The sequence below is a fragment of the Piscinibacter sp. XHJ-5 genome (assembly GCF_029855045.1).
GTDB lineage: Bacteria > Pseudomonadota > Gammaproteobacteria > Burkholderiales > Burkholderiaceae_C > Albitalea.
The window spans coordinates 4,481,531-4,505,865 of record NZ_CP123228.1 but is presented as its reverse complement, the minus strand read 5'-3'; the positions used below and the strand labels follow the sequence as shown (position 1 = coordinate 4,505,865).

At 70.4% G+C, this 24,335-nt stretch carries 21 protein-coding genes; 3 read left to right on the top strand and 18 right to left on the bottom strand.

Going from position 1 to position 24,335, the window contains the following annotated elements:
• Positions 1-45 precede the first annotated feature (45 nt).
• The 6 genes from P7V53_RS21260 to pqqB form a co-directional block, all read right to left on the bottom strand.
• The gene (locus P7V53_RS21260) at positions 46-2,319 is read right to left on the bottom strand and encodes a TonB-dependent receptor (RefSeq protein ID WP_280151509.1); all 2,274 of its coding nucleotides are present in this window, start codon (positions 2,317-2,319) and stop codon (positions 46-48) included.
• A gap of 15 nt (positions 2,320-2,334) precedes the next feature.
• On the bottom strand, positions 2,335-2,766 hold the full coding sequence (locus P7V53_RS21255; protein ID WP_280151508.1) for an SRPBCC family protein: 432 nt from the start codon (positions 2,764-2,766) through the stop codon (positions 2,335-2,337).
• A 146-nt stretch (positions 2,767-2,912) separates the two neighbouring features.
• On the bottom strand, positions 2,913-4,040 hold the full coding sequence (pqqE, locus tag P7V53_RS21250; protein ID WP_280151507.1) for a pyrroloquinoline quinone biosynthesis protein PqqE: 1,128 nt from the start codon (positions 4,038-4,040) through the stop codon (positions 2,913-2,915).
• Positions 4,041-4,114: 74 nt separating this feature from the next.
• Entirely contained in the window at positions 4,115-4,387 is a 273-nt protein-coding gene (gene pqqD / locus P7V53_RS21245) for a pyrroloquinoline quinone biosynthesis peptide chaperone PqqD (protein ID WP_280151506.1), read from the bottom strand.
• Positions 4,384-5,097 (bottom strand): pyrroloquinoline-quinone synthase PqqC, encoded by a 714-nt coding sequence (pqqC, locus tag P7V53_RS21240; RefSeq protein WP_280151505.1) that lies wholly within the window; start codon positions 5,095-5,097, stop codon positions 4,384-4,386. Before pqqC ends, pqqD begins: the two co-directional genes overlap by 4 nt.
• Complete coding sequence (gene pqqB / locus P7V53_RS21235; protein WP_280151504.1) at positions 5,094-6,014, bottom strand: pyrroloquinoline quinone biosynthesis protein PqqB; 921 nt, start codon at positions 6,012-6,014, stop codon at positions 5,094-5,096. The genes pqqC and pqqB overlap by 4 nt, the downstream gene beginning before the upstream one ends.
• Positions 6,015-6,309: 295 nt before the next feature.
• Here pqqB and P7V53_RS21230 point away from each other — a divergent pair, with 295 nt between their 5' ends.
• The gene (locus P7V53_RS21230) at positions 6,310-7,671 is read left to right on the top strand and encodes a histidine kinase (RefSeq protein ID WP_280151503.1); all 1,362 of its coding nucleotides are present in this window, start codon (positions 6,310-6,312) and stop codon (positions 7,669-7,671) included.
• Positions 7,668-8,297, top strand: coding sequence for a response regulator transcription factor (locus P7V53_RS21225; RefSeq protein WP_280151502.1), 630 nt, complete (start codon positions 7,668-7,670; stop codon positions 8,295-8,297). Before P7V53_RS21230 ends, P7V53_RS21225 begins: the two co-directional genes overlap by 4 nt.
• Positions 8,298-8,667: 370 nt before the next feature.
• Here the strand turns inward: P7V53_RS21225 and P7V53_RS21220 are convergent, their stop codons facing one another.
• The 3 genes from P7V53_RS21220 to P7V53_RS21210 form a co-directional block, all read right to left on the bottom strand.
• Positions 8,668-9,129, bottom strand: a complete 462-nt coding sequence (locus P7V53_RS21220) for a hypothetical protein (protein ID WP_280151501.1) — start codon at positions 9,127-9,129, stop codon at positions 8,668-8,670.
• Between the two features lie 252 nt (positions 9,130-9,381).
• Positions 9,382-12,216, bottom strand: a complete 2,835-nt coding sequence (gene fdhF / locus P7V53_RS21215; protein WP_280151500.1) for a formate dehydrogenase subunit alpha — start codon at positions 12,214-12,216, stop codon at positions 9,382-9,384.
• On the bottom strand, positions 12,213-13,913 hold the full coding sequence (locus P7V53_RS21210) for an NADH-ubiquinone oxidoreductase-F iron-sulfur binding region domain-containing protein (protein WP_280151499.1): 1,701 nt from the start codon (positions 13,911-13,913) through the stop codon (positions 12,213-12,215). Before P7V53_RS21210 ends, fdhF begins: the two co-directional genes overlap by 4 nt.
• A gap of 115 nt (positions 13,914-14,028) precedes the next feature.
• On the opposite strand from P7V53_RS21210, the gene P7V53_RS21205 reads away from it, so the two are divergent.
• Positions 14,029-15,099, top strand: a complete 1,071-nt coding sequence (locus P7V53_RS21205) for a substrate-binding domain-containing protein (RefSeq protein WP_280151498.1) — start codon at positions 14,029-14,031, stop codon at positions 15,097-15,099.
• 11 nt (positions 15,100-15,110) lie between these two features.
• On the opposite strand, the gene P7V53_RS21200 is transcribed toward P7V53_RS21205, so the two are convergent.
• The 9 genes from P7V53_RS21200 to P7V53_RS21160 all read right to left on the bottom strand — a co-directional run bounded on the left by P7V53_RS21200 (position 15,111) and on the right by P7V53_RS21160 (position 24,194).
• Positions 15,111-15,851 (bottom strand): ABC transporter ATP-binding protein, encoded by a 741-nt coding sequence (locus P7V53_RS21200; protein ID WP_280151497.1) that lies wholly within the window; start codon positions 15,849-15,851, stop codon positions 15,111-15,113.
• A gap of 1 nt (position 15,852) precedes the next feature.
• Complete coding sequence (locus tag P7V53_RS21195) at positions 15,853-16,605, bottom strand: ABC transporter ATP-binding protein (RefSeq protein ID WP_280151496.1); 753 nt, start codon at positions 16,603-16,605, stop codon at positions 15,853-15,855.
• Positions 16,592-17,593, bottom strand: coding sequence for a branched-chain amino acid ABC transporter permease (locus P7V53_RS21190; RefSeq protein WP_280151495.1), 1,002 nt, complete (start codon positions 17,591-17,593; stop codon positions 16,592-16,594). Before P7V53_RS21190 ends, P7V53_RS21195 begins: the two co-directional genes overlap by 14 nt.
• 5 nt (positions 17,594-17,598) lie before the next feature.
• A complete protein-coding gene (locus P7V53_RS21185) occupies positions 17,599-18,480 on the bottom strand; it encodes a branched-chain amino acid ABC transporter permease (RefSeq protein ID WP_280151494.1) in 882 nt (293 codons plus the stop codon).
• Between the two features lie 124 nt (positions 18,481-18,604).
• On the bottom strand, positions 18,605-19,777 hold the full coding sequence (locus tag P7V53_RS21180; RefSeq protein ID WP_280151493.1) for an ABC transporter substrate-binding protein: 1,173 nt from the start codon (positions 19,775-19,777) through the stop codon (positions 18,605-18,607).
• Positions 19,774-20,580, bottom strand: coding sequence for an alpha/beta hydrolase (locus tag P7V53_RS21175; RefSeq protein ID WP_280151492.1), 807 nt, complete (start codon positions 20,578-20,580; stop codon positions 19,774-19,776). Before P7V53_RS21175 ends, P7V53_RS21180 begins: the two co-directional genes overlap by 4 nt.
• Complete coding sequence (locus P7V53_RS21170) at positions 20,577-22,145, bottom strand: benzoate-CoA ligase family protein (protein ID WP_280151491.1); 1,569 nt, start codon at positions 22,143-22,145, stop codon at positions 20,577-20,579. Before P7V53_RS21170 ends, P7V53_RS21175 begins: the two co-directional genes overlap by 4 nt.
• A gap of 29 nt (positions 22,146-22,174) precedes the next feature.
• Positions 22,175-23,719: a 3,4-dehydroadipyl-CoA semialdehyde dehydrogenase gene (locus P7V53_RS21165; RefSeq protein ID WP_280151490.1), complete on the bottom strand. Its 1,545-nt coding sequence runs from the start codon at positions 23,717-23,719 to the stop codon at positions 22,175-22,177.
• Positions 23,720-23,726: 7 nt separating this feature from the next.
• On the bottom strand, positions 23,727-24,194 hold the full coding sequence (locus P7V53_RS21160; protein ID WP_280151489.1) for a DUF4863 family protein: 468 nt from the start codon (positions 24,192-24,194) through the stop codon (positions 23,727-23,729).
• Between the last annotated feature and the right edge of the window lie 141 nt (positions 24,195-24,335).

Here is a 24,335-nt window from a genome sequence, read left to right as displayed (position 1 = left end):
CGCTTCGACAAGCTCGGCGCGAACGGACCCGGCCATCCGCCGCCCTCAATGCCGGAACCGAACCCCCACGAACGCCGCGCGCGGCGCTCCCGGCGCCACGAACACCGCGTCATGCGCGTCGCCCGTGTAGTGCCCTTGCGCATCGAACACCGTCTCTCCCAAGGCGGCGAAGTTCTCGTAACGCCGGTCGGCGACGTTGTTGATGCGGGCGAAGAGCTCCCAGCCCGATGCGGACTGCCAGGCGCCGCGCAGGTTGATCACCGCGTAGCCGCGCACCGCTGCGTCCAGGCGCTCGTCCGAGCCGTCCTCGATGCGCCCGTCCTCGTTGCCCGCGGTGCCGCGGCGCGACACCGCCTGCAGGTCGGCGCCCAGGCTCCAGCGCTTGCCGAAGCGCCAGTCCGCCGACAGCTTGAAGCCATGCCGCGGCAGGCCGGCGATGCGGGTGCCGGAACGCACCTCGACGTTGCGCTGCCCCTGGCGCAGCAGCCCGTCGGCCTGGTAGGTGGCCTGCAGGTGGCTGTACGACACGCCCACGCTCAACGCGCCCAGCTCGGCCTGGAGCTCGGCGTCCAGGCCCTGGTGGCGCGTGCGCGGGAAGTTCTCGAAGTAGCCCTGCTGACCGTTCACGCTGACGCTGCGAAAGAGGATGTCGTCGCGGTTGTCGGTGCGATAGGCCGACACGCTGAGCCGCGTGCGGCCGGCCTGCCAGCGTGCGCCGAGCTCGCCGGTGCGCGACACCACCTGCTTCAGGAAGGGATCCGACTGCAGTCCCGCGGGCAGGCGGCATGGCTGCGCGGGATCGGCGCAGCCCAGCTCGATCACCGTCGGCATGCGGTTGTTGCGTGCCACGTTCGCGAACAGCGTCGGTCCGGCCGCCAGTCGATGGGCAATGCCGAGCGCGGGGTTCAGGCTGTCGTAGGTGAAACGCTCCTCGGGCCGCTCCTGCACCGCGCCGTCGTCGTCGTCGACGCTGGTGAGGCGGTTGCTCACGCGGGCGCGGTTGTAGCGCAGGGTTCCTGTCACGTGAGTGGAGGGGCCGAGCTGCCAGGTGTCGGTGCCGTACAGGCCGATGGCGATGGAGCGGCCGGACACGCGGGCGCTGAGCTGCGCGGCCTCGTCGCCGGGCCGCACGCCGCGGTCGGCGGTGAACGACCCCGCCTGCTCCAGCTGCTCGAAGCGAATGCGGCTGGCGTCGATCGAGGCGCCGACCTGCCACTGGTGCGGCCCCGTCCTGCCCGCCAGGCTCAGGGCCGCGCCCTCGCCCCGCTGCCGCGTGGCGCTGGTGTTGAGCGATGCGTTGGCCTGCGCGGTCGCTTCCTCGGCCACGTCGCCGTTGACGGTGTCGCGGCGCGAATGCCTCGAGTAGGCGAGCGCTGAAAGCTCGTCGCCCGAGGCGAGCTGCCGGTGCCAGTTGAAGGTGAGCTGCGCGAGGTGATTGGTCGTGCGGTCGGGATGCGTGTAGATCGTCTCCCGGCGCAGGGCATACAGGTCCGGCGTGCGCACGATCGCGTCGCCGGCCTCGTCGAGCGTCGAGGCCGGCACGAGGCCGTTGCCGACCAGGCGGCTGCGGCCGAGCTGCAGCCCGACGTCCCAGCTGGTGTCGGCATCGCCGTGCCCCATGCGGGCGAGCAGGTGCGCCAGGCGGCCCGCCGAGTGGTCGCGCCAGCCGTCTTCATCGAAGGTGCTGCCGGCGACGTAGCTGTGCCATCCGTCGCCGTGCTGCGCGCCGTGGCTGAGGTCGAGCTGGCGGCGGCCGAAGCTGCCCGTCTGCACCTGCGCGCGCCAGCCCGGCGCCGTGAGGCCGCTGTGGGTCGTCATCGACAGCGAGCCGCCCAGCGTGTTGAGTCCGAAGGCGGGATTGGCGCCAGGCACCAGCGTCAGGGTGTTCACCGAGAACTCGGGGACCATGTCCCAGTTCACGACGTCCCCGAATGGCTCGTTGACACGCACGCCGTCCATGTAGACCGACAGCCCCTGCGATGCGCCGAGCATGCCGGAGGCGCGAAAGCCGCGGTAGGTCAGGTCGGCCTGGAACGGACTGCCCTGCACGTCGTTGACCTGCATGCCCGGCAGCAGGCGGTTCATCAGGTCGACCAGGTTGTCGGGACTGGCCCGGTCGATGGCATCGCGCCGCAGCACATGCGTGGTGTAGGGCAGCAGGTCGCGTGCGACACCCTGGCCCGGCAGCGGGGAGGTGCCCACCACTTCCACCGTGGGCAGCCGCGTCTCGGATGGCGCAGTCTGTGCCATGGCGATGAGCGGTGCGGCGCACAGCGCCACGCCGGCGGCCCGTCGCGATGCCCGCGGCTGGTCGTTCACGGCCGTGCGATGCGCTCAGCCGCGCTCGTGCAGGCGCTTCAGGTTGTCCAAGCCGGCCCGGTACACCCCGCGCATCCCCTGGACCGCCGCATCGTCCTTCACGCCGGGGGCAGCCGAGAACTCGCCGCGCCATTCGACCCTGGCGCCGGCGCCATCAGGCGACACGGTGATCGTCGACCGGTAACCCGCGACCGGGAGCGCGCTGCCGTCGGCGGAGGTGTACGTGTAGCTCATGCGGCTGTCGTCATGGCGCTCCAGCGTCTCGACCACTTCGCCGCCGCCGTGCAGCGACAGGCGCCGCACCGAGCCTTCGGCATTGGCCTTGTCGGCCGGGCTCTTCGCGACCGCGGGATGCCAGTCCTGCAGTGCGTCGAAGTTGCGGATCGTCGCCCAGATGCCCGCGGCGAGCGCGTCGATCCGGATGCTTTCCATCGCTGAAAGCGCCATGCTTGTCTCCTTGTTGTGGGGGCTGGAGCGGTCCTTCAAGCAATTGCCGCGCCTTGGGGCAGGCCCGAAGCGTACTTCGCCTCGGCGAGGTGATGCAGGGCGCGGGGTGCGGCGGCGAGCACGGCACCGCGTGCACGCTGCGCGCCTCATGCCGCCGGGGTCAGGCGCCGCGAGTTGGCCGGGTCACGGAATACCAGCGGGCGCTCCACCGCCTGCGGACGCGCCGCTTCGGCGACCACCGCCTCGACCCGGTCGTGGTGCGGGCTCTTGCGGCACACCGGATCGGCGGCCTCGGGGTCCTGCGCGATGAGGTAGGCCTGGCAGCGGCAGCCGCCCAGGTCTTCCTCCTTGTGCTCGCAGCTCGAGCAGGGCGACTTCATCCAGCCCGTGCCTCGGTAGCGGTTGAACCCTTCGGAGTCGTACCAGATGTCGCGCAGCGATGTGTCGCGCACGCTGGGGAACGACATGCCGGGCAGCATGCGCGCGGTGTGGCAGGGCAGGGCGACGCCGTCGGGCGCGATGTTGAGCAAGGTGCTGCCCCAGCCGTTGACGCACTTCTTCACGCGGCCTTCGTGGTAGTCGGGCGCGACGAAGAAGATGCGCATCGCATCGCCCAGCTTGGCGCGCCAGGCGTCGGTGCAGGCTTCCGCGCGGCGCAGCTGCTCGTGTGTCGGCAGCAGCTGCGACCGGTTGAGGAAGGCCCAGGAGTAGTACTGCGTGTTCGCGAGCTCGAGGTACTCGGCGCCCATCTCGTGCGCCATGCCGATGATGCGGTCGACGTGGTCGATGTTGAGGCGGTGGATGACCACGTTCATCACCATCGGCCAGCCCTGGTCCTTGATGATCTTCGCGACCCGGTTCTTCAGCTCGAAGGTCTTGGTGTGCGAGAGGAAGTCGTTCATCTCGCGCGTGGAGTCCTGGAACGACAGCTGCACATGATCCAGGCCGGCGTCCTTCAGCGCGCGGGCGCGCGCGGGGGTCAGGCCGATGCCGGAGGTCAGCAGGTTGCTGTAGTAGCCGAGACGATGCGCCTCGGCGACGATGAGCTCCAGGTCGTCGCGCAGCAGCGGCTCGCCGCCCGACAGGCCGAGCTGCACCGCGCCGAGCTCGCGGCCTTCGCGCAGCACGCGCAGCCAGTCGTCGGTGCCGATCTCGTCCTCGTGGCGCGCGAAGTCGATCGGGTTGAAGCAGAACACGCAGTGCAGCGGGCAGCGGTAGGTCAGCTCGGCCAGCAGCCACAGCGGCGGTCCGGGACGCGGCGAGGTGGTGCTCATGTCCTCGTCCTCACCCTCTCCGGCACGCGGGAGAGGGAGTGGTTCTTTCTCGAGGCTGCAAGGAGGTGCATCGGTCAATCCCACGCCAGCCAACGCTGCCGGCCGGCGACCTCGACGAAGCCGAGCACGTCGCTTTCCAGCCCCGTGGCCGAGAAGGCCGCTTCCAGCTCGGCCACGATGGCCGCGCAGCTGCGCTGCCCGTCGCAGCGCTTGAGGATCTCGCCCGCGCTCTGGTTGAGCTTGACCATGCCTTCGGGGTACAGCAGCACGTGGCACTCCTGCGCCGGCTCCCATTGCAGGCGAAAGCCGGTGCCGATGCGCGGCACGGTGGCGAGGGTGGCCGTCATGACACGCCGTACTTCTGCGCCATGGCGTCGTTCATGGCCCACAGGATGTCGAGCTTGAGCTGCAGCACCTCCAGGGCGCGCTCCTGCAGGGGGCGCGTCGTGAAGTGCGCCAGCGTGATCGCCAGCCCCTGCTCGACGTCGCGGCGCGCCTGGCTGACGCGGTTGCGGAAGTACTGCAGGCCCTCGGGTTCGATCCAGCCGTAGTGCTCGGGCCAGTTGGCGAGGCGCTGCTTGTGGATCTCGGGCGCGAACAGCTCGGTGAGCGACGAGCACACCGCCTCCTGCCACGGCGCGCGGCGCGCGAACTCGACGTACGCATCCACCGCGAAGCGCATGGCGGGCGCGACGTGGCGCAGGTCGAGCACCTCGGCGCGCGTCAGTCCCACCGCCTCGGCCAGGCGCAGCCAGGCCTCGATGCCGCCTTCGTCCTTCACGCCGCCGAGCTCGAAGCCGTCGTGGTCGAGGATGCGCTGCACCCAGCCCCGCCGCACCTCGCGATCGCGGCAGTTCGACAGGATGGCCGCGTCCTTCACCGGAATCGCGATCTGGTAGTAGAAGCGGTTCGCCACCCAGCCGCGGATCTGCTCGGGCGACGCGCGGCCGCTGTTGAGCATGCGGTTGAACGGATGGTGGATGTGATAAGCCGAGCCGCGCTCGCGCAGTTTCTGCTCCAACTCCTCGCGCGACCAGGCCGGTGGCGGTGCATTCACAAATGGATCTCCATGCCGTCCTCGCAGACGCGGATGCCGGCGCGCGTCAGGTCGGCGCGCTCCGGGGAATCTTCATCGAGGATGGGATTGGTGTTGTTGACGTGGATCAGCCAGCGGCCCGTGCGCGAGGGCAGCCGCGACAGCCACTCGATCATCCCGCCGGGCCCCGACTGCGCGAGATGGCCGATGTCGCGCGCGGTCTTGCGCGACAGGCCCAGGCGGATCATCTCGTCGTCGGTCCAGAAGGTTCCGTCGACCATCACCGCATCGGCGCCGGCCATCGCATCGAACACCGCGGGCGTGATCTCGCCGAGGCCGGGCGCATAGAACAGCGTGGTGCCGCGCCGCGTGTCGGTGATCAGCATGCCGATGTTGTCGCCGGGCACCGGCTGCTCGCGGTGCGGCGAGTAGGGCGCAGCCTTGCTCGACAGGGGCAGGGCGCGCAGGCCGAGGCCCGGTGCGCCCGGCACCTCGAAGCTGGAGCCGTCGAGCGCGATGCGCTCGCGCCGCACGCCGCAGTAGTGGCCCAGCACGCGAAGGATGGGGTTGCCGCTGCTCAGGTCCTCGGCCACCGGGTCGGTGCACCACAGCGGCAGCGGCGTGGCGCGCTCGCGCAGCATGAACAGGCCGGTGGCATGGTCGATCTGGCCGTCGATCAGCACGACGCCGGCGATCGCCGAATCGCGCAAGCCGCGCGCCGGCTGCAGCGCGGGGTGCGAGCGGATCTGCTCCAGCACGTCGGGCGAGGCATTGAACAGCACGCCGTCGGCGTGTTCGTCGGACCTCACGAAGATGGACGACTGGGTGCGCGGGCGCGCGCGCACGGTGCCGTTGCGCACGCCGGCGCAGTTGCGGCAGTTGCAGTTCCATTGCGGAAAGCCGCCGCCTGCGGCCGCGCCGAGGATCGTGATTCGCATGCAGGGGGTGGAAGGCCCCCGGCGTCCGCTGGACGCCGGGATCCCGACGCTAGCGCGCCGAGATATACATCGTGATTTCGAAGCCGAAGCGGAAATCACTGGCCTGAGGGGTTTGCCATGTCATCGAAGGTCTCCTTTCGAGTGCCGCCGCACCGGCCGGTGCGGCGTGGGATCGCGGATCCCATGGGGCATCGTGGCGCCGCGGCAGCCTGCGGCGTAGCCCCCCGGCCATGAATCGCGCCTCATGATTTTCATGAATCGGCGCGGACCGTTTCAGCCCGATACCATCGAACGCATGAGCCTGCGGCTGAAGATCAATCTCCTGGTCGGTGCGATGACGGTGCTGTTCGTCGCCGCGCTGCTCCTGCAGCAGTTCGGCAACATGCGCAAGTCGGTCAACGAGGAGGTCGTCGCCGCGAACCGCGTCGCCGCGCAGCTGCTCAACCGCACGGTGTGGGGCTATGCGGCGCAAGGGCCGGAGGCGATGCTGGCCTTCCTCAGAGGCGTCGGGCGCGTGCGCTCCAACGACATCACGCTGCTCGATCACGAAGGGCGCGAGCTGTACCGATCGCCGCCGTCGGAATACAAGGCCGGTCGCAACGCGCCGGCCTGGTTCGAGTCGCTCGTGGCGCCGGCACTGTCCACGCAGTCGATCGAATTTCCGGTCGGCAAGCTGGTGGTGCACGCCAATGCCTCGCGCGCGGCGCTCGATGCCTGGGACGATTTCGTCGTGCAGATGGGCACGGCGGCGGTGATGCTGGTGCTGGTCAACCTGCTGGTGTTCTGGCTCGTCGGGCAGGCCGTGAAGCCTTTCGGCCGCATCGTCGCGGCGCTGAACGCGCTGGAGGCCGGCCGCTTCGACGTGGTGCTGCCGCGGCTTCCCGGCCGCGAGGCCTTCGCGATAGGCGCGGCCTTCAACCGCATGGTGGGCATGCTGCAGGAGAACCTGGCCAACGCGCGCCGCGCGGCGCTGGCCGAGCGGCAACTCTCCGACAACCGCGAGCTCGCACGCTGGGTCGACCAGAAGGTCGAGGAGGAGCGCCGCATGATCGCGCGCGAGCTGCACGACGAGCTGGGACAGTCGGTGACGGCCATGCGCAGCATGGCGCTGTCGATCGCGCAGCGCACGCAATCGCTGGACCCCGAGGCCGAGCGCGCCGCGCAGCTCATCGCCGGCGAAGCGTCGCGCCTGTACGACGCCATGCACGGCCTGATTCCTCGCCTCACGCCGCTGGTGCTGGAGCACTTCGGCCTCGAGGAAGCGCTGGGCGACCTCGTCGAGCGCATGCGGCGCAGCCACCCGGGCGTGCGCATCGACCTCAAGGTCGACCTGCATGGCGCCGCGCCGTCGCCGAACGTGGTGCTGACGCTGTACCGCGCGGCGCAGGAAGGCATCACCAATGCGCTGCGCCACGGCCAGGCGCAGGTGCTGTCGGTCCGTGCGAACGGCAGCGACGAGGCGGTCACGCTGGAGCTCACCGACGACGGCGGCGGGCTGGCGCCCGACTGGTCGCAGCGCAGCGGGCACTACGGGCTGCGCTGGCTTGCCGAGCGCGTCGAATCGGTCGGCGGACAATTCCGCATCGAGCCCCGCGCGCCGCGCGGGGTGCGCCTGCAGGTGCAGGTGCCGCTGCCTTCACCGTCGGAGATCGCATGATCAGGGTCATGCTCGTGGACGACCATGCGCTGGTGCGCATGGGCTTTCGCATGCTGCTCGCCAATGCGGGCATCGACGTCGTCGCCGAGGCCGGCGACGGCGAGCAGGCGTGCGCCGACTATGGCCGCGTCAAGCCCGACGTGGTCGTCATGGACCTGTCGATGCCCGGCATGGGCGGCCTGGAGGCGGTGCGCCGGCTGCTTGCGCAGGATCCGAAGGCACGCGTGCTGGCACTGTCCGCGCACGAGGACACCGCCCACCCCCGGCGGGTGCTGCGCGTCGGCGCCTTGGGTTATCTCGCGAAGCGCTGTGCGCCCGAGTCGTTGATCGCCGCCGTCGGCGCCGTGGCGCGCGGCGAGCGCTACGTCGATCCGCAGACTGCGCAGGCGCTGGCGATGGCGCAGATCGAGGGCGAGGCCAGTCCGGCCGACATGCTCAGCGAGCGCGAGTTCGCCGTGTTCATCCAGCTCGCCCGCGGCGCGACGGTCGCGCAGATCGCCGACAACCTCAAGCTGTCGCCGAGCACGGTCGGCACGCACCTGTACCACGTGAAGCAGAAGCTGCGGGCGGGCAACCAGTCGGAGCTGACGCTGGTGGCGCTGCGCTGGGGGTTGATAGAGGCGTGAGGTATTGCGAGGGTGTGGACAAACCCTCGACCCGTTCGCCCTGGGTCGACCGGCTCAGGACAGCTTGTCGAAGCTCCATGCCGAACGTGTGCAGCTTCGACAGGCCCCGAACGGTGGGATGACTGCCGGACGTGACCAGGAAGCCCTCGGGAGCACGGCTCACTTCCCGTTCGCCCTGAGCCTTCGACGGGCTCAGGACGGGCCTGTCGAAGGGTTGCGGCGCACTGCTCGACCGTTCAGGCTGAGCCCTTCGTCAGGCTCAGGACGGGCTTGTCGAAGCTGCATGCCGAACGTTGTGCAGCTCGACGGGTTCAGCCCGAACGGTGCGATGACTGCCGCACGTGACGAAGAAGCCCCGTGGGAGCACGGCTCACTTCGTCGGCGGCGGCGTCGGCCGCTCCTCGCCCTCGCAATGCGCGTGCAGCATCGACAGCCCGACCGGCAGATAGGTGCCGTAGCGCAGGATGTATTCCCGCTGCGCGCCGTACGCCTCGTACTCCCAGCGAATGAATTGCCGGCAGCTCGGCATGGCGCCGAAGGCGGCGCCGCCAGTGGGCGTGTTGTCGCCGCGCGCCACGCTTTGAAGATAGTGCACCATCTCGTGCACCACGATGGAGCTGGCGAGAAGATCTTTCTCCGGATCGAGGCGATCGTCGATGAAGATGTCGGTGCCGCCGGCATACCAGCCCAGCACCTTGCATTCGCGTCCGTTGCAGGCCTTTTCGACGAAGAAGGCGTGGGGCTGCCGGACGATGTTCGGCGGCTTCTCGGGTGCCGGATACCCTGACAGCGTGACCGCCCAGGAGAGCAGCGCGGCGTAGAGCTCGCTCATGACGGCCGTCTTTCGCGGCGCGCGCTACCGAAACGTTCCATGGGGCACCTCGCCTTCATGCCGGATCTTGCAGGCATGAAGCCGACCCGCGGCGCCGCCTCAAACCGGTGCGCCGCGGCCCACTCTTGCCCTGGTCACGACCAATACGGGCAAGCTCCATGCCACCGGACACACCTTATCGCCGCGCCGATCACGGCGACAGCGCGTTCGACCAGCCAGATCGGGCCGGCGTGTGGTCCGTCACGCAGCAATTCACGGAATCGGCGCCGACGCGCGCACCTGCACCGCCGTCACCTTGAAGCCGGGGATCTTGGCGACTTCGTCGACGGCGCTGCCCGTGAGCTTGTTGGCCGCGGCTTCCCAGAAGGCGAAGGGAATGAACACCTGGCCGCGCTGCACCTCCGTGCTCACGCGGGCCGTCGCGTAAACGACGCCGTGGCGGCTGCGAAGCTCGACCGTCGCGCCGTCGTTCACCGCGAGCCCGCTCGCGTCGTCCGGGTGAAGCGTTGCCAGCGCCTGCGGCGTGATCGTGTCCAGCACATCCGAGTGGCGCGTCATGGCGCCCGTGTGCCAGTGCTCCAGCACCCGGCCGGTCGTGAGGATGAGCGGATAGTCGCCGTCGGTCCGCTCGGGTCCGGGTCGGAATTGCGTCGGCACCAGCGTCGCCTTGCCGTCTGCCGTCGGGAAGCGGTCGACGAAGACGATGGCCTGCCCGGGCGCTTCGCGGCTCGCGGCCGGCGTGACCACCGCGTCCTCGTGCGACAGCCGCTCCCACGGAACGCCGCGCAGTGGGTCCATCACCGCGCGCAGCTCTTCGTACACGCGCGCCACCGGTGCTTCGGCGGCCGCGTGCCCGTCGCCGTCCTCTTCGCGCCAGTAGCGCCAGTCGGCGCCCAGCCGGCGGCCGATCTGCTCGATGACCCACAGGTCCTGCTTCGCCGACCCCGGCGGCGCGACCGCGGGTCGCCCGGCCTGGATCAGCCGGTCCGTGTTGGTGTAGGTGCCCCATTTCTCCGGCTGCGCCGAGGCGGGCAGGATGACGTCGGCGAGCATCGCCGTCTCGGTGGCGAAGATGTCCTGCACCACGAGATGCTCCAGCCTCGCCATCGCCGCGCGGGCATGGTTGACATCGGGGTCGCTCATGGCCGGGTTCTCGCCTTCGACGTAGAGCCCTCGGATGCGACCCTCGTCCACGGCATGCATGATCTCCACCACGGTGAGGCCCGATCGCGCGTCGAGCGCCACGCCCCACAGCGCCTCGAACTGCCGGCGCGCGACGTCGTTGCTCACGCGCTGGTAGTTCGGCAGCATCATGGGGATGAGGCCGGCATCGCTCGCCCCCTGAACGTTGTTCTGCCCGCGCAGCGGATGCAGGCCGGTGCCGGGCCGGCCGATCTGGCCGCTGATCAGCGACAGGGCGATGAGCGCCCGCGCGTTGTCGGTGCCGTGCACGTGCTGGCTGATGCCCATCCCCCAGAGGATCATCGAGGCCTTCGAGCGGGCGAAGGTGCGCGCCACCGCGCGCAGCGTGCCGGCGTCGATGCCGCAGATCTCGCTCATGCGCTCGGGCGTCGCTTCGGCGACCGCGGCCTTCACGGCGTCGAAGCCGTTGACGCGCCGCGCGACGAAGTCCTCGTCGACCAGGCCTTCGTCGATGATGGTGTGCAGCAGGGCGTTGAGCAGCGCCACGTCGGTGTCGGGCCGGAAGGCGAGGTGCCATTTCGCGCGCCGCGTCAGCGCGCTGCGGCGCGGATCGGCCACGATGAGGGTGGCGCCGCGGTCCACCGCGTTCTTGATCCATGTGGCGGCGACCGGGTGGTTGACCACCGGATTGGCGCCGATCAGGAAGATCACCTCGGCGTGCGCCACGTCCGACACCGGGTTGCTCACCGCGCCCGAGCCGATGCCCTCGAGCAGTGCGGCCACCGAGCTCGCATGGCACAGCCGCGTGCAGTGGTCGACGTGGCTGCTGTGCAGCACCTGGCGCACCAGCTTCTGGAAGAGGTAGGCCTCCTCGTTGCTGCCCTTGGCCGAGCCGAATCCGGCCAGTGCCGAGCCGAAGCCGTCCGCGGCGCCGTCGCGGATGCGGCGCAGCCCGTCCGCCGCGAGCGCCAGTGCCTCGTCCCACGTCGCCTCGCGGAACAGCTCGTCGAGCCGCTTGCTTCCGCTCTTCACCGCCTCGATGTCCGCCGGGTCCTTGGCCACGCCGTCGCGGCGCACCAGCGGGACGGTGAGGCGCGCGGGGCTGTGCACGTAGTCGAACCCGTAGCGTCCCTTGACGCACAGGCGCTTGTGGTTGGCCGGGCCGTCGCGGCCGGTGACGAAGCGGATGCGCTCGGCGCCGGCGTCGTCGCTGCCCACGTGCCAGGTGAGCTGGCAGCCGACCCCGCAGTAAGGGCAGACCGAGTCGACGGTCTTGGCGATGTCGGCGCGCCCGGCGCCCGCGGCCGGCGCCAGCGCGCCCGTCGGACAGGCCTGCACGCACTCGCCGCAGGCCACGCAGCTGGACCCGCCGAGCGGATCGCCGGCGTCGAAGCTGATCATCGCGTGGCTGCCGCGCAGCGACAGGCCGATGACGTCGTTGCCCTGCACGTCGCGGCAGGCCCGCAGGCAGCGCGTGCACTGGATGCAGGCGTCGAGGTTCACCTCGATCGCGGCATGGCTGGTGTCGGGCGCGGCGTAGGCCGGGCCGCGCGCCGGCAGCCGGCCGGCCCGCACACCGAGGCGGCGCGACCACGACGCGAGTTCGGAATCGGGCTTGTGGCGTTCGGTGGCGCCGGCGTCGCTCAGCAGCAGCTCCACCACCATGGCGCGCGCCTTGGTGGCGCGCTCGCTGTCAGTGCGCACCGCCATGCCGGGCGCCACGGCGCGGCAGCACGATGCCGCCAGCGCGCGCTCTCCGTCGACTTCCACCACGCAGGCCCTGCAGTTGCCTGCCGGCGTGAGGTCGTCGTGGTGGCACAGGCGCGGGATGTCCAGGCCGGCGCGGCGCGCGGCCTGCAGCACCGTCTCGCCTCGCAGGGCGGATGCCGGTCGGCCATCGAGCGTGAACTCGATCGCGATCTCGGGTGCGACGCTCTTGTTCATCGGCTCAGCTCCTCGGGGAAATAGCGGATCACGCAATCGATGGGGTTGGGCGCGGCCTGGCCCAGGCCGCAGATCGACGCGTCGCGCATCACCTGCGACAGCTCGCCCAGCAGCGCGGTGTCCCAGCGGTCGGTGGCGATGAGCTCGTTGACCTTGGCCGTGCCGCTGCGGCACGGCGTGCACTGGCCGCAGCTTTCGTGCTCGAAGAAGCGCATCAGGTTGCGCGCGGCATCGAGGATGTCGTCGTGCTGGCTGAGCACGATCACGGCGGCCGATCCGATGAAGCAGCCGTGCGGCTGCAGCGTGTCGAAGTCCAGCGGCACGTCGGCCAGCCGCGCCGGCAGGATGCCGCCCGAGGCGCCTCCGGGCAGGTAGGCGCGCAACTCGTGTCCTTCGAGCATGCCGCCGCAGAACTCGTCGATCAGCTCGCGCACGGTGATGCCCGCGGGCGCCAGGTGCACCCCGGGGACCTTGACCCGGCCCGACACGCTGAACGAGCGCAGGCCCTTGCGGCCGTGCCGGCCGTGGCCGGCGAACCAGTCGGCGCCGCGCTCGACGATGTCGCGCACCCAGTACAGGGTCTCGAAGTTGTGCTCGAGCGTGGGGCGCCCGAACAGGCCGACCTGGGCCACGTAGGGCGGGCGCAGGCGGGGCATGCCGCGCCTGCCCTCGATCGACTCGATCATCGCGGACTCTTCGCCGCAGATGTACGCGCCGGCGCCGCGGCGCAGCTCGATGCGCGGCAGGCCGGCCGCGGGCGGGTCTGCGCGCAGGCCGGCGAGCTCGCGCTCCAGCAGGGCGCGGCAGCCGTGGTATTCGTCGCGCAGGTAGATGTAGATCGCCTCGATGCCGACGGCCCAGGCGGCGATCAGCATGCCCTCGAGAAAGCGGTGCGGATCGCGCTCGAGGTAGGTGCGGTCCTTGAAGGTGCCGGGCTCGCCTTCGTCGATGTTCACCGCCATCAGGCGCGGGCCCGGCTGGTCGCGCACGATGCGCCACTTGCGCCCTGCCGGAAAGCCCGCGCCGCCGAGGCCGCGCAGGCCCGACTGCTCGAGCTGCGCCAGCACCTCCCCGAGCGGCTTGGCGCCTTCGACGCAGGCCTGCAGCAGGCGGTAGCCGCCGCCGGCGACATAGGCCGCGCGATCGATCGCATCGGCGGGCTCGGGGTGGCGGAGGCCCTGCTCGACCGCTTCGACCACCGATTTCACCGACGCGCCGGCCAGCGGGAAATGCTGCACCGCCACCGCCGGCGCCTGTTCGCAGCGCCCTATGCACGGCGCGGCGATCACGCGCACGTCGGCCGCCAGGATGCGCGGCAGCTGCTGCAGCAGCTCGGCCGCGCCGGCCATCTCGCAGGCAAGGCCGTCGCACACGCGGACGGTCAGCCTGGGCGGCGCGGGAAAGGCGCCGTCGGCTTCGCGCACGACCTCGAAGTGGTGATAGAAGCTCGCGACCTCGTACACCTGCGATGGCGCCAGCTTCAGCAGCTGCGCCAGCGCGGCAAGGTGATCGGTGCGCAGCTGGCCGAAGCGGTCGTTGACCGCATGCAGCAGCTCGATGAGCAGGTCGCGACGCAGCGGCAGTTCGCCCAGGCACGACTGCACGGCGGCGAGCGCCTCGGCGGACACCTCGGGGGCGCGCATGCGGGGCCGGCGTTTCGGGGTGGCGACGCTGCGAATCGGGATGACGGCGTTCATGGTCGATAAATATGTCGTACAGTGCCTATTGGGCGGAGGCCCGTGTCCGGCAAAGATAGACGCTGCGTTCCGACCATATATGCACGAGGATGCCTATTAACCCGGTCGACCTGCCATGCCCGTGATCCGCATCTCGCCGGCCTGGGAACTCGGCCCGCCGGGCGAATCGGCACTCGACGCACGTGCCCTGCTGGCCTTGCTGTCTGCCGTGCAGGACACCGGCGGCATCGCACAGGCGGCGCGCAGCGTGGGTCTGTCGTACCGCAACGCGTGGGGCCGCATCAAGGCGGCCGAAGCGCTCTTCGGCTCGCCGCTCATCCATGCCGGCCGGGGTCGCGGCTCCACGCTGACGACGCTCGGCGACAAGCTGGTCTGGGCCGACCGGCGCATCCTGGCCCGGCTCACGCCGCAGCTCGAGTCACTGGCCTCGGAGATCCAGAACGAGATCGACCGCGTGCTGCCGCGGCAGGCGCCGGCGCTGCGCCTGCATGCCAGCCACGGATTTGCAGTGGCGGAGCTGATGGAGCACGTGAAGACGGCGCGCATGCCCATCGAGCTGCGCTACCGCAACAGCTTCGAATCGGTGGGCGCCTTGTCGCGCGACGAATGCGACCTGGCCGGCTTTCACGTCCCGCTGGGACGGTTCCAGGCGCCGGCGGTGGAGCGCTACAGCCCGTGGCTGCGCCCCGGCGAGCATCGGCTGGTGCACCTGGCCACGCGCACGCAGGGATTGTTCGTCGCGCCCGGCAACCCGAAGCGGATCCGCGGCATCGCCGACCTGCGGCGGCCCGAGCTGCGCTTCGTCAACCGGCCCGAGGGGTCGGGCACGCGCATGCTGACCGAACTGCTGCTCGCGCAAGCGGGCATCCGCCCGCAGGAGGTCAACGGCTTCGACAGCGCGGAGTTCACGCACGCGGCCGTCGCGGCCTTCATCGCGAGCGGCATGGCCGATGTCGGCATCGGCGTGCAGACCGCTGCCATGCGCTTCGGCCTGCGCTTCCTGCCGCTGCTGCAGGAGCGCTACTTCTTCGCCTTCCGCGCGGCATCGGCCGAGCAGCCGGCCATGCAGGGCGTCCTTCAGCTGCTGCGCTCACCCGCGCTGAAGCGGTCGCTGTCGGCGCTGGAAGGGTATGACGCGGCGGAGACGGGACGCTTGCTGGATGTCCAGGAGGCGTTCGCCGGGTAGGCGCACACCCCTCAAAGCCCCAGGAATCCCACCAGCGCCGCACTGGCCGCCACCTCCGCCGCCGCGCCGTCCAGCACCACGCGACCCTTCTGCAGCACCAGCGCGCGGTCGGCGTGCGCCAGCACCTTTCGATAGTCGCGATCGACGATGAGCGTCGCGATGCCGCTCTCGCGGATCTCGCCGATGACGCGCCAGATGTCGGCCACGATCAGCGGCGCCAGGCCTTCGGTTGCTTCGTCGAGGATGACGAGGTCGGGGTGCGTCATCAGCGCCCTGCCGATCGACAGCATCTGCTGCTCGCCGCCGGACAGCTGCGCGCCCAGGTTCTGCAGGCGCTCGGCGAGCCGCGGGAAGGTGGCCAGCACGCGCTCCAGGGACCAGTCGTTGCGGCCGTCGGCGCCGCGGCGCGCGGCCATCACCAGGTTCTCGCGCACCGACAGGTTGGGGAACACGCCGCGGCCCTCAGGCACGTAGGCCACGCCCAGGCGGGCGACGTCGTGCGGCCGCGCGCGAGAGACGTCGTGGCCGCGCACGGCGATGCGGCCTTCGCGCTGGGTCACGTGGCCAAGCAGCGTGCGGATCAGCGTGCTCTTGCCCATGCCGTTGCGGCCGAGCAGGCCGATGGTCTGGCCGCGCGCGATCTGCAGGTCGATGCCGTGCAGCACGTGGCTGGAGCCGTACCAGGCGTGCACCGCTTCGGCTTCGAGCAAGGCGGCAGCACGGTGGGCGGGACCGGCGGGACGGGTCTTCATCTCAATGGCCTCCCAGGTACGCGGCCTGCACGTCGCGGTTGCTGCGCACCGCGTCGGGTGCATCCGAGGCGATGACCGCCCCGTTGACCATCACGGTGATGCGGTCGGCGATGCGGAACACCGCGTCCATGTCGTGCTCCACCAGCAGGATGGCGTGCCCCGGCCTGAGCGCATCGAGCAGCGCGAGCATGCGCTCGGTCTCCTCGGGCCCCATGCCGGCGAGCGGCTCGTCCAGCAGCAGCACCTGCGGCTCGGTGGCCAGGCACATCGCGATCTCGAGCTGGCGCTTCTGGCCGTGCGAGAGCAGCCCGGCCGTGCGCTCGAGCACCTCGTCGAGACCGGCGCGCGAGGCGGCGTTTCGCGCGGCCTCCAGCGTGGGCGCATGGCGACCCGCGTCCTGCCACCAGTGCCACGGCCGCTGGTGGCGCGCCTGCGCCGCCAGCCGGCAGTTCTCGAGCACCGAGAAGGTCGGGTAGATCGTGTTGCGCTGGTAGCTGCGACCGAGGCCGGCGCGCGCGCGCCGCGGCTGCGTCCACCCCGTCACGTCGTGTCCCAGCAACTCGACGCTGCCCGACGACGGCGGGATCTCGCCCGACAGCATGTTGATCAGCGTCGACTTGCCCGCGCCGTTGGTGCCGATGACCGCGTGCACCGTGCCGCGCGCCAGCTCCAGCGAGACGCGGTCCACCGCGACGAGGCCGCCCCAGCGGCGGGTGATGTCCCGGCCGCGAAGCAGGATGTCAGGCGAGCTCATGTTGAACCTCCGCGGCGGCACGTGCGCCGTTGCGGCGGCCGACCAGCCGCTCGCGCAGCAGCTCGGGCACGCCGATCAGTCCTCGCGGCAGCAGGGCGACGCAGGCGATGATCGCCAGGCCCAGTCCGAGCTGCCAGTGCTTGGCGAAGGCGCCGAACACCGCCTCCGACTTGAACAGCTCCTGCAGCAGCGCGAAGGCGAAGGCGCCGATCAGCGCGCCCTCGAGGTGCCCCAGGCCGCCGAGGATGATCATGATCAGCACCGCGCCCGACAGGTGCCAGCCCATCATCTCGGGATTCACGAAGCCGTCCTTCACCGCGAACAGGAAGCCCGCCAGGCCCGCGATCGCGCCCGACAGCACGAACGCCGCCAGCTTGTACGGATAGGTCGAGAAGCCGGTGGCGCGCATGCGCTGCTCGTTGACGCGGATGCCGGCGAGCGCCCGACCGAAGGTCGAGCGCAGCAGCAGCGCGAGCAGCGCGAAGACGAGCATCAGGCAGCCCAGCGTGAAGCCGTAGAGCAGCAGCGCCTGGTCGAGATCCAGGCCGGCGAGCGTGGGCTTGAGCGTGAGGTAGATGCCGTCGGTGCCGCCGCCGAAGGGCGTGTCGTGCACCACGTAGTACGCCATCTGCGCGAAGGCCAGCGTCACCATGATGAAGTACACGCCCTTGGTGCGCAGCGACAGCGCGCCGACGGCCAGCGCATAGCCGGCGGCGGCGAGCATGCACGCCGGTGCGAGCCACAGCGCCGAGGCCGGCCCGCTCTGGGGCGACAGCATCACCGCCGCGTAGGCGCCTATGCCGAAGAACGCCGCATGGCCGAACGACACCAGCCCGGTCGTGCCCGCGAGCAGCTCCAGGCTGAGCGCGAAGATGGCGTAGACCATGATCTTGGTGACCAGGTCGATGCCGAAGCCGCCGCCGGCCAGTGGATACAGCGCCAGCGCGCCGAAGGCGAGCACGGGAAAGAGGAATCGCGAACGATGCATTGCCGTCACCCCGCCTTGAAGAGACCGTCCGGCTTCCACAGCAGGATCAGCGCCATGAGGACATAGACCAGCACGCCGGCCGCCTGCGGCAGCAGCACCTTGCCGAAGGTGTCGACCGCCCCGATCAGCAGCGCGGCGAGCAGCGCGCCGCGGATGGAGCCGATGCCGCCGATCACGACCACGACGAAGCACACGATGAGCACCGAGTTGCCCATGCCGGGGTACACCGACGACACCGGCGCGGCGACCATGCCGGCGAACACGGCGATGGCCACGCCGGCGGCGAACACCACGCGGTAGAGGAACTGGATGTCGATGCCCAGCGACTGCACCATCTCTCGGTTGGCGCTGCCGGCGCGGATCATCATGCCGATGCGGGTGCGGGTGAACACGAAGTACATGCCCAGGGCCAGCGCCACGCACACCCCCGAGATGAACAGCCGGTAGACCGGGTAGGTCATCAGCTCGCCGAGCGGCAGGCTGCCCGCCAGCGAGGGCGGGGCCTGCACGCCGTGCACGTCGTCGCCGAGCAGCAGGCTGCGCAGCTCCTCGAAGACCAGGATGAGCCCGTAGGTCATCAGCACCTGCTGCAGGTGCTCGCGGCCGTAGAGAAAGCTGAAGAAGGCCCACTCGAGCACGTAGCCCAGCACGACCGCGAGCACCGTGCCCACGGCCAGCACCGCGAAGAAGCCGCCGCCGAAGGTGGCGGCGACTGGCGGCGCGAGCGCATGCGCCATGTAGGCGCCGATCATGTAGAAGCTGCCGTGCGCCAGGTTGATCACGCCCATGATCCCGAAGATCAGCGTGAGGCCCGAGGCGACGAGGAACAGCAGCAGCCCGTACTGCAGCGAGTTCAGGCACTGGATGAGGAAGGTGGCAAGGTCCATGGGTGGAGGTCTCGCAGGCCGTGATCAGCACCGGAAGGCGGCGGATGAGGGTCAGAGGCGCCAACCCTCATCCCGGCCCTCTCCCGCGGCGGGAGAGGGGGCAGTGCGCTTGGCATCGCGCCGTTCAGGTGCCGAGCTTGCAGCCGCGCGCCGGATCCGCCAGCTGCTTCACCGCCACGCCGATCGTCTTGTTGGCGTGGCCTTCCACCTTGCGCAGGTAGACGTCCTGTACCGGGTTGTGCGCCTTGGACATGGCGAGCGCGCCGCGCGGGCTGTCGAGCCTGGCCTGCTCCATGCCGCGCACGACCGCGTCGCGCTTCTTGATGTCGCCTTGCGCGGCCGCGAGGCCGGCGGCCAGGAGCTGGGCCGCGTCGTAGCCCTGCACCGCGTACACGTCGGGCTGCAGCTTGTAGGCCTTCGCGTAGTTCAGGCGGAACTGCTTGTCCTTGGGCTGCGCGAGGTCGTCGCCGTAGTGCAGCGTGGTCAGCATGCCGCTGGCGGCATCGCCTTGCGCCTCCAGCGTGCCGTCGGTGAGGAAGCCGGGGCCGTACAGCGGGATCTTCGATTTGAGGCCCGCGCCGGCGTAGTCCTTGACGAACTTCACTGCGCCGCCGCCGGCGAAGAACGCGTACACCGCGTCCGGCTTGGCGGCCGCGATCTCGGTGAGCAGCGCCTGGAACTCGACGTTGGGGAAGGGCAGCGACAGCTCCTTGACCACCTTGCCGCCCTTGGACTCGAAGCCTTCCTTGAAGCCCTTGGCCGACTCGTCGCCCGCGGCGTACTTCCAGGTGATGGTCACCGCGGTCTTGTGCTTCTGCTGCTCGGCGGCCACCAGGCCCATCGCGTAGGCAGGCTGCCAGTTGGAGAAGGAAGTGCGGAAGATGTTGGGCGCGCACATCGGGCCGGTGATCGCGTCCGCGCCGGCGTTGGGAACGATGAGCAGCGTCTGCGTCTCGCGCGCGACCTTGGCCATCGCCATCGCCACCCCGGAGTGCACGGTGCCGACCAGCACGTCGACGTTGTCGCGCTTTACCAGCTTGTTGGTGTTGTCGACCGCCTTGGCGGGATCGGACTCGTCGTCGACCTTGAAGAACTCGACCGTCTTGCCGGCCAGCTTGCCGCCGTTCTCGTCGAGGTACAGGCGGAAGCCGTTCTCGATGGCCGTGCCCAGCGACGCGTAGGTGCCGGTGTAGGGCAGCATCAGGCCGACCTTGATCCTGTCGGTGGCCTGCGCGAAGGCCGATGCCGTCGTGCCCGCGGCGAGAGCCGCGGCGAAGGCGAGCCGGAAGAACGTCATGGTGTGTCTCCTTGGTGTCGATGAACGAAATCGGTGACCGCCTGGATCAGGCGTTCGGGTTGGTCGCGGTGCGGTGAATGTCCGCATTGCGGCAGCTCGAGCAGCTTGGCGTGCGGCACGCGGCGCGCGATGCCGCGGATCTGCTCCAGCGTGCCGTATTCGTCGTCGACGCCTTGCACCGCGAGCAGCGGGCAGCGGATGGCCGCGATCTCGTCCTCGATCGACCACGCGCGAAACGGCGGGTGCAGCCAGATGTCGTTCCAGCCCCAGAAGGCGGAATCGGGGTCGTCGTGGTAGCGCGCGAGTCGCTGCCTGAGGTCGGTCGACAGATAGGCTTCGCGCGCCTTGGCGATGCTCTCCACCGACAGGTCCTCGACCACGATGTGCGGCGCCACCACGATGGCGCCCGCGATCTCCTGCGTGAAGCGGGCGGCATGCAGCAAGGCGATGGAGCCGCCGTCGCTGTGGCCGAAGAGCCAGAGGCGTTCCGAGCGCGTGTCGATGGCCAGCGCGTGCAGCAGGGCCGGCAGCACGTCGTGGGCCTGGCGGTGCATGAAGTCCAGGTCCCACGACTCCTCGGCCGAACGTGGCGTGGAGCGCCCGTAGCCCGGCCGTGAATACACCAGCCCGCGGCAGGACACGGCATCGCAGAGCTGCTGCGGGAAGTCCTTCCACATGGCCAGCGAGCCCAGGCCCTCGTGCAGAAAGACGATCAGCGGCGATCCGGCGCGCTCGGGCGCGATCCAGTCGTGCTCGATGCGCACGCGCCGGCCCGCCCAATCGATTTCGGCCCACCGGATCATCGGGCCGCCTCGCGCTCGCGCAGCTTGAAACGCTGGATCTTGCCGGTCGCCGTCTTGGGCAGCTCGTCGACGAACTCGATGAAGCGCGGGTACTTGTAGGGCGCCAGCCGCTCCTTCACGAAGGCCTTGAGCTCGGCCTCGTCGGTGCGCTGCCCCGGCTTGAGCACGACGAAGGCCTTCGTCTTCGTCAGGCCCTCCGCATCGGGCACGCCGATCACCGCCGCTTCCAGCACGGCCGCATGGCGGACCAGCGTCGCCTCCACCTCGAACGGCGAGACGTAGATGCCGCTCACCTTCAGCATGTCGTCACTGCGGCCGGCGTAGGTGTAGCTGCCGTCCGCGTTGCGGATGTACTTGTCGCCGCTCTTGGTCCATCCGCCGTGGAAGGTGGCGCGCGACTTCTCGCGCTGGCCCCAGTACATCAGCGCCGCGCTCGGGCCGTTGACGTACAGGTCTCCGGGCTCGCCGTCGGCGACCGGCCGCCCGTCGTCGTCGCGCAGCTCGATGAGGTAGCCGGGGACCGGCCAGCCGGTGGTGCCGTAGCGCACCCGGCCGGGCCGGTTCGACAGGTAGACGTGCAGCATCTCGGTGGAGCCGATGCCGTCGATGATCTCGACGCCGAAGTGCTCGGTGAAGCGCTGGCCGATCTCCGCCGGCAGCGCCTCGCCGGCCGAGGACGCGAGCCGCAGCGCCACCTGCGAGCGCGCGGGCAGGGCAGGGTGGGCGAGCATGCCGGCGTAGCCGGTGGGGGCACCGAAGAACACCGTGGGCTGCTCCCCTGTCCAGCGGCTGAAGATCGCCTCGGGCGTCGGTCGCCCTGCCATCAGCACGACGGTGGCACCCACGCTCAGCGGGAAGGTCAGCGCGTTGCCGAGTCCGTAGGCGAAGTACAGCTTGGCCGCCGAGAAGCAGATGTCGCTTTCGCGAAGGCCGAGCACCGCCTTGCCGAAGAGCTCGGCCGTCCAGTACGGACTGGCGTGCGTGTGGACCGTGCCCTTCGGCCGCCCGGTCGAGCCGGACGAATAGAGCCAGAAGCCGTGCTCGTCCGGCGCGGTGCGCGCCGGCTCGGCAAGCGGCTCGTGGCGCGCGACCAGTTCGTCCAGGTCGTGCACGCCCGGCGCGACCGGCTCGGCGGCGCGCGAGACGATCAGCGTCCTCACCTCGTGCGGGGCCTGCGCCATCGCGGCCTGCAGCACCGGCAGCAGCGCCGCCGACACCAGCGCGGCCTGCGCGCGGCTGTCCTGCAGCATGTAGGCGTAGTCGTCGGCGGTGAGCAATGTGTTCACCGCCACCGGCACGATGCCGGCATACATCGCGCCGAGGAAGGCGACCGGCCAGTCGGTGCAGTCGTGCATCAGCAGCAGCACGCGTTCCTCACGGCGCACGCCGGCGGCCTGCAGCGCGGCGGCCATCCGGCGCACGCGGTCGGCCAGCTCGCCGTAGCTCAGGCGGCCGTCGTCGTCGACGTAGGCGATCTTCTCCGGGCGCGCGGCATTGAGCTCGATCAGGTGCTGGGCGAAGTTGAAGGGCGAGCTCGGCGCCCGAACCTGCGGTTCGTCGGTCACGGTGATGTCTCCTCGGGTGCCGGCGGCGGCTACAGCGCGGCCAGGACCGCCGTGCTCGCCTGGACGGCGCTGCGGCGGTGGTAGAAGGTCAAGGCCCGCGCGCCGCCCAGCTCCTCGCCGCCTCCGGCGCGTCCTGGTCCGCCGTGCAGCGATTGCGGCATCACGTTGCCGTGACCGGTGTGGGCGGCTGCGACATCGGGCGAGACGACGTGCACGCGGCCATGGCTGTCCGACAGCTCGAGTGCCGCAGCGGCCAGCGCCGCGGGGTCGCTGCCGTAGAGCGAAGCGACCAGCGAGCCTTGTCCGCGGCGCACCAGCGCCAACGCATGCGCGCTGTCGCGGTAGGGCACCAGCGTGGCCACGGGGCCGAACACTTCGGTGTCGTGGACGCGGTCGGCACGGTCGCCGTTGCGGGCGCCGAACAGCGTCGGGCCGATGCAGCAGGCGATCTGCGGATCGGCGTCGACCAGCGGGTGACCGGCCCCGTCGTGAAGAACCTCGGCCTGCGTGGCGAGCTGCGCCAGCCCTTCGCGCACCGACTCGAGCTGCGATCGGCTCACCAGCGCGCCCATGCGCACGCTGTCGTTGCGCGGATTGCCGACCGTGGTCCTGGCCAGCCGCGCGCGCAGTGCTTCGGCAGCGGCGTCGTAGAGCGCCTGCGGCACGAAGATGCGGCGGATCGCGGTGCACTTCTGCCCCGACTTGACCGTCATCTCGCGCGCCGCCTCCTTCACCAGGAGGTCGAAGGCTTCGCCGCCGGTCACCTCGCCGGGCAGCAGCACGGCGCAGTTCAGGCTGTCGGCCTCGATGTTGACGCGCACCGAGCGTTGCGTGACGGCTGCATGCGAGCGGATCGTCTGCGCGGTCTGCGCCGAGCCGGTGAACGACAGCACGTCGAAGGGCTGCAGCGCATCGAGCAGGCCGTCGGAGCGGCCGCACACGACCGACAGGGCGCCTGCGGGCAGCACGCCCGCGTCGACGACGTCCTTGACCATGCGCTGCGTGAGCCAGGCCGTTGCCGTCGCCGGCTTGACGACGACCGGCACGCCCGACAGCAGGGCGGGTGCGGCCTTCTCCCACAGCCCCCAGGCCGGGAAGTTGAAGGCGTTGATCAACAGCGCCACACCGCGTGTCGGGGTCAGCACGTGCTGCGACTGGAACAGCGGGTCCTTGCCGAGGCGCACCGCGTCGCCGTCCACGAGGTGGCGGCGGTCGCCCAGCGTGTCGCCCAGCCTGGCGTAGTGGCCCACGGTGTAGATCGCCCCGTCGATGTCGACCGCCGAGTCGTTCTTCACCGTGCCGCTGTTGGCGGTGGCGATCTCGTAGTAGGCATCGCGGTGGCGTTGCAGCACCTGGACGATGGCGGCCAGCAGCTGGCCGCGCTCGCGGTACGACAGGGCGCGCAGCGCCGCGCCGCCGTGGTCGCGGGAATGGGCGAACGCGGCGGACAGGTCCAGGCCCGCGGCATCGACGCGGACCAGCTCGGTGCCGAGCACCGGGTCGACGAGCGGCGTGCCGGCGCCGTGGCCGGCCTGCCACTGTCCGGCGAGATGGTTCGGGAGGAGCTCGCTCATGGGTGGGTCATCTCGTGAAGTCGATCTGCCCCTCGGGCAGGAGGTAGAGGACGAGCGCGCGGCCGCCGGTGACGGTGGGCCGGTGCGCGCTGTCCGGCGGGTAGACGCACCAGCCGGCGTGGCGCCCGTCGAAGCAGGCGTCGCCTTCGAGCGGCATCACCAGGTCGATCTCGCCTTGCGGATGGCGGTGGTGCGGGCCGACCACGTCCTTCATGTCCACCACGTCCACCGAATAGCGGTGCAGGTCGTCGGCGGCCTTGAGCACGCGCCCGTAGCGGATGCCGCCGCCTTCGCGCTCGCACATCCAGCCCTGGGCCACGCCGTCGACACAGGCCTGCTTCAGCGCCGCGTAAGTGGGGCTGCCGGGCCCGTGGTGCTCGTTCAGCCAGGTCTCGAGATGGCGATCCAGCGGACGCTCGCCGATGCGGCCGGTCAGCTCGGCAATCAGGCCGCGAAACTGCTCTTGCGTGGTCATGACGGATGCGGAAGAACGGTGAAAGGGGATGCGAGGTTGCGCAAGCCGGGTGTGTGCACTATCGTGCAGCGGATGAACAGTAGTTGTCCTGAATCAAAGTGTCAAGCACTATAATTCATGTATCGGGTAAGCCCGGAGGGA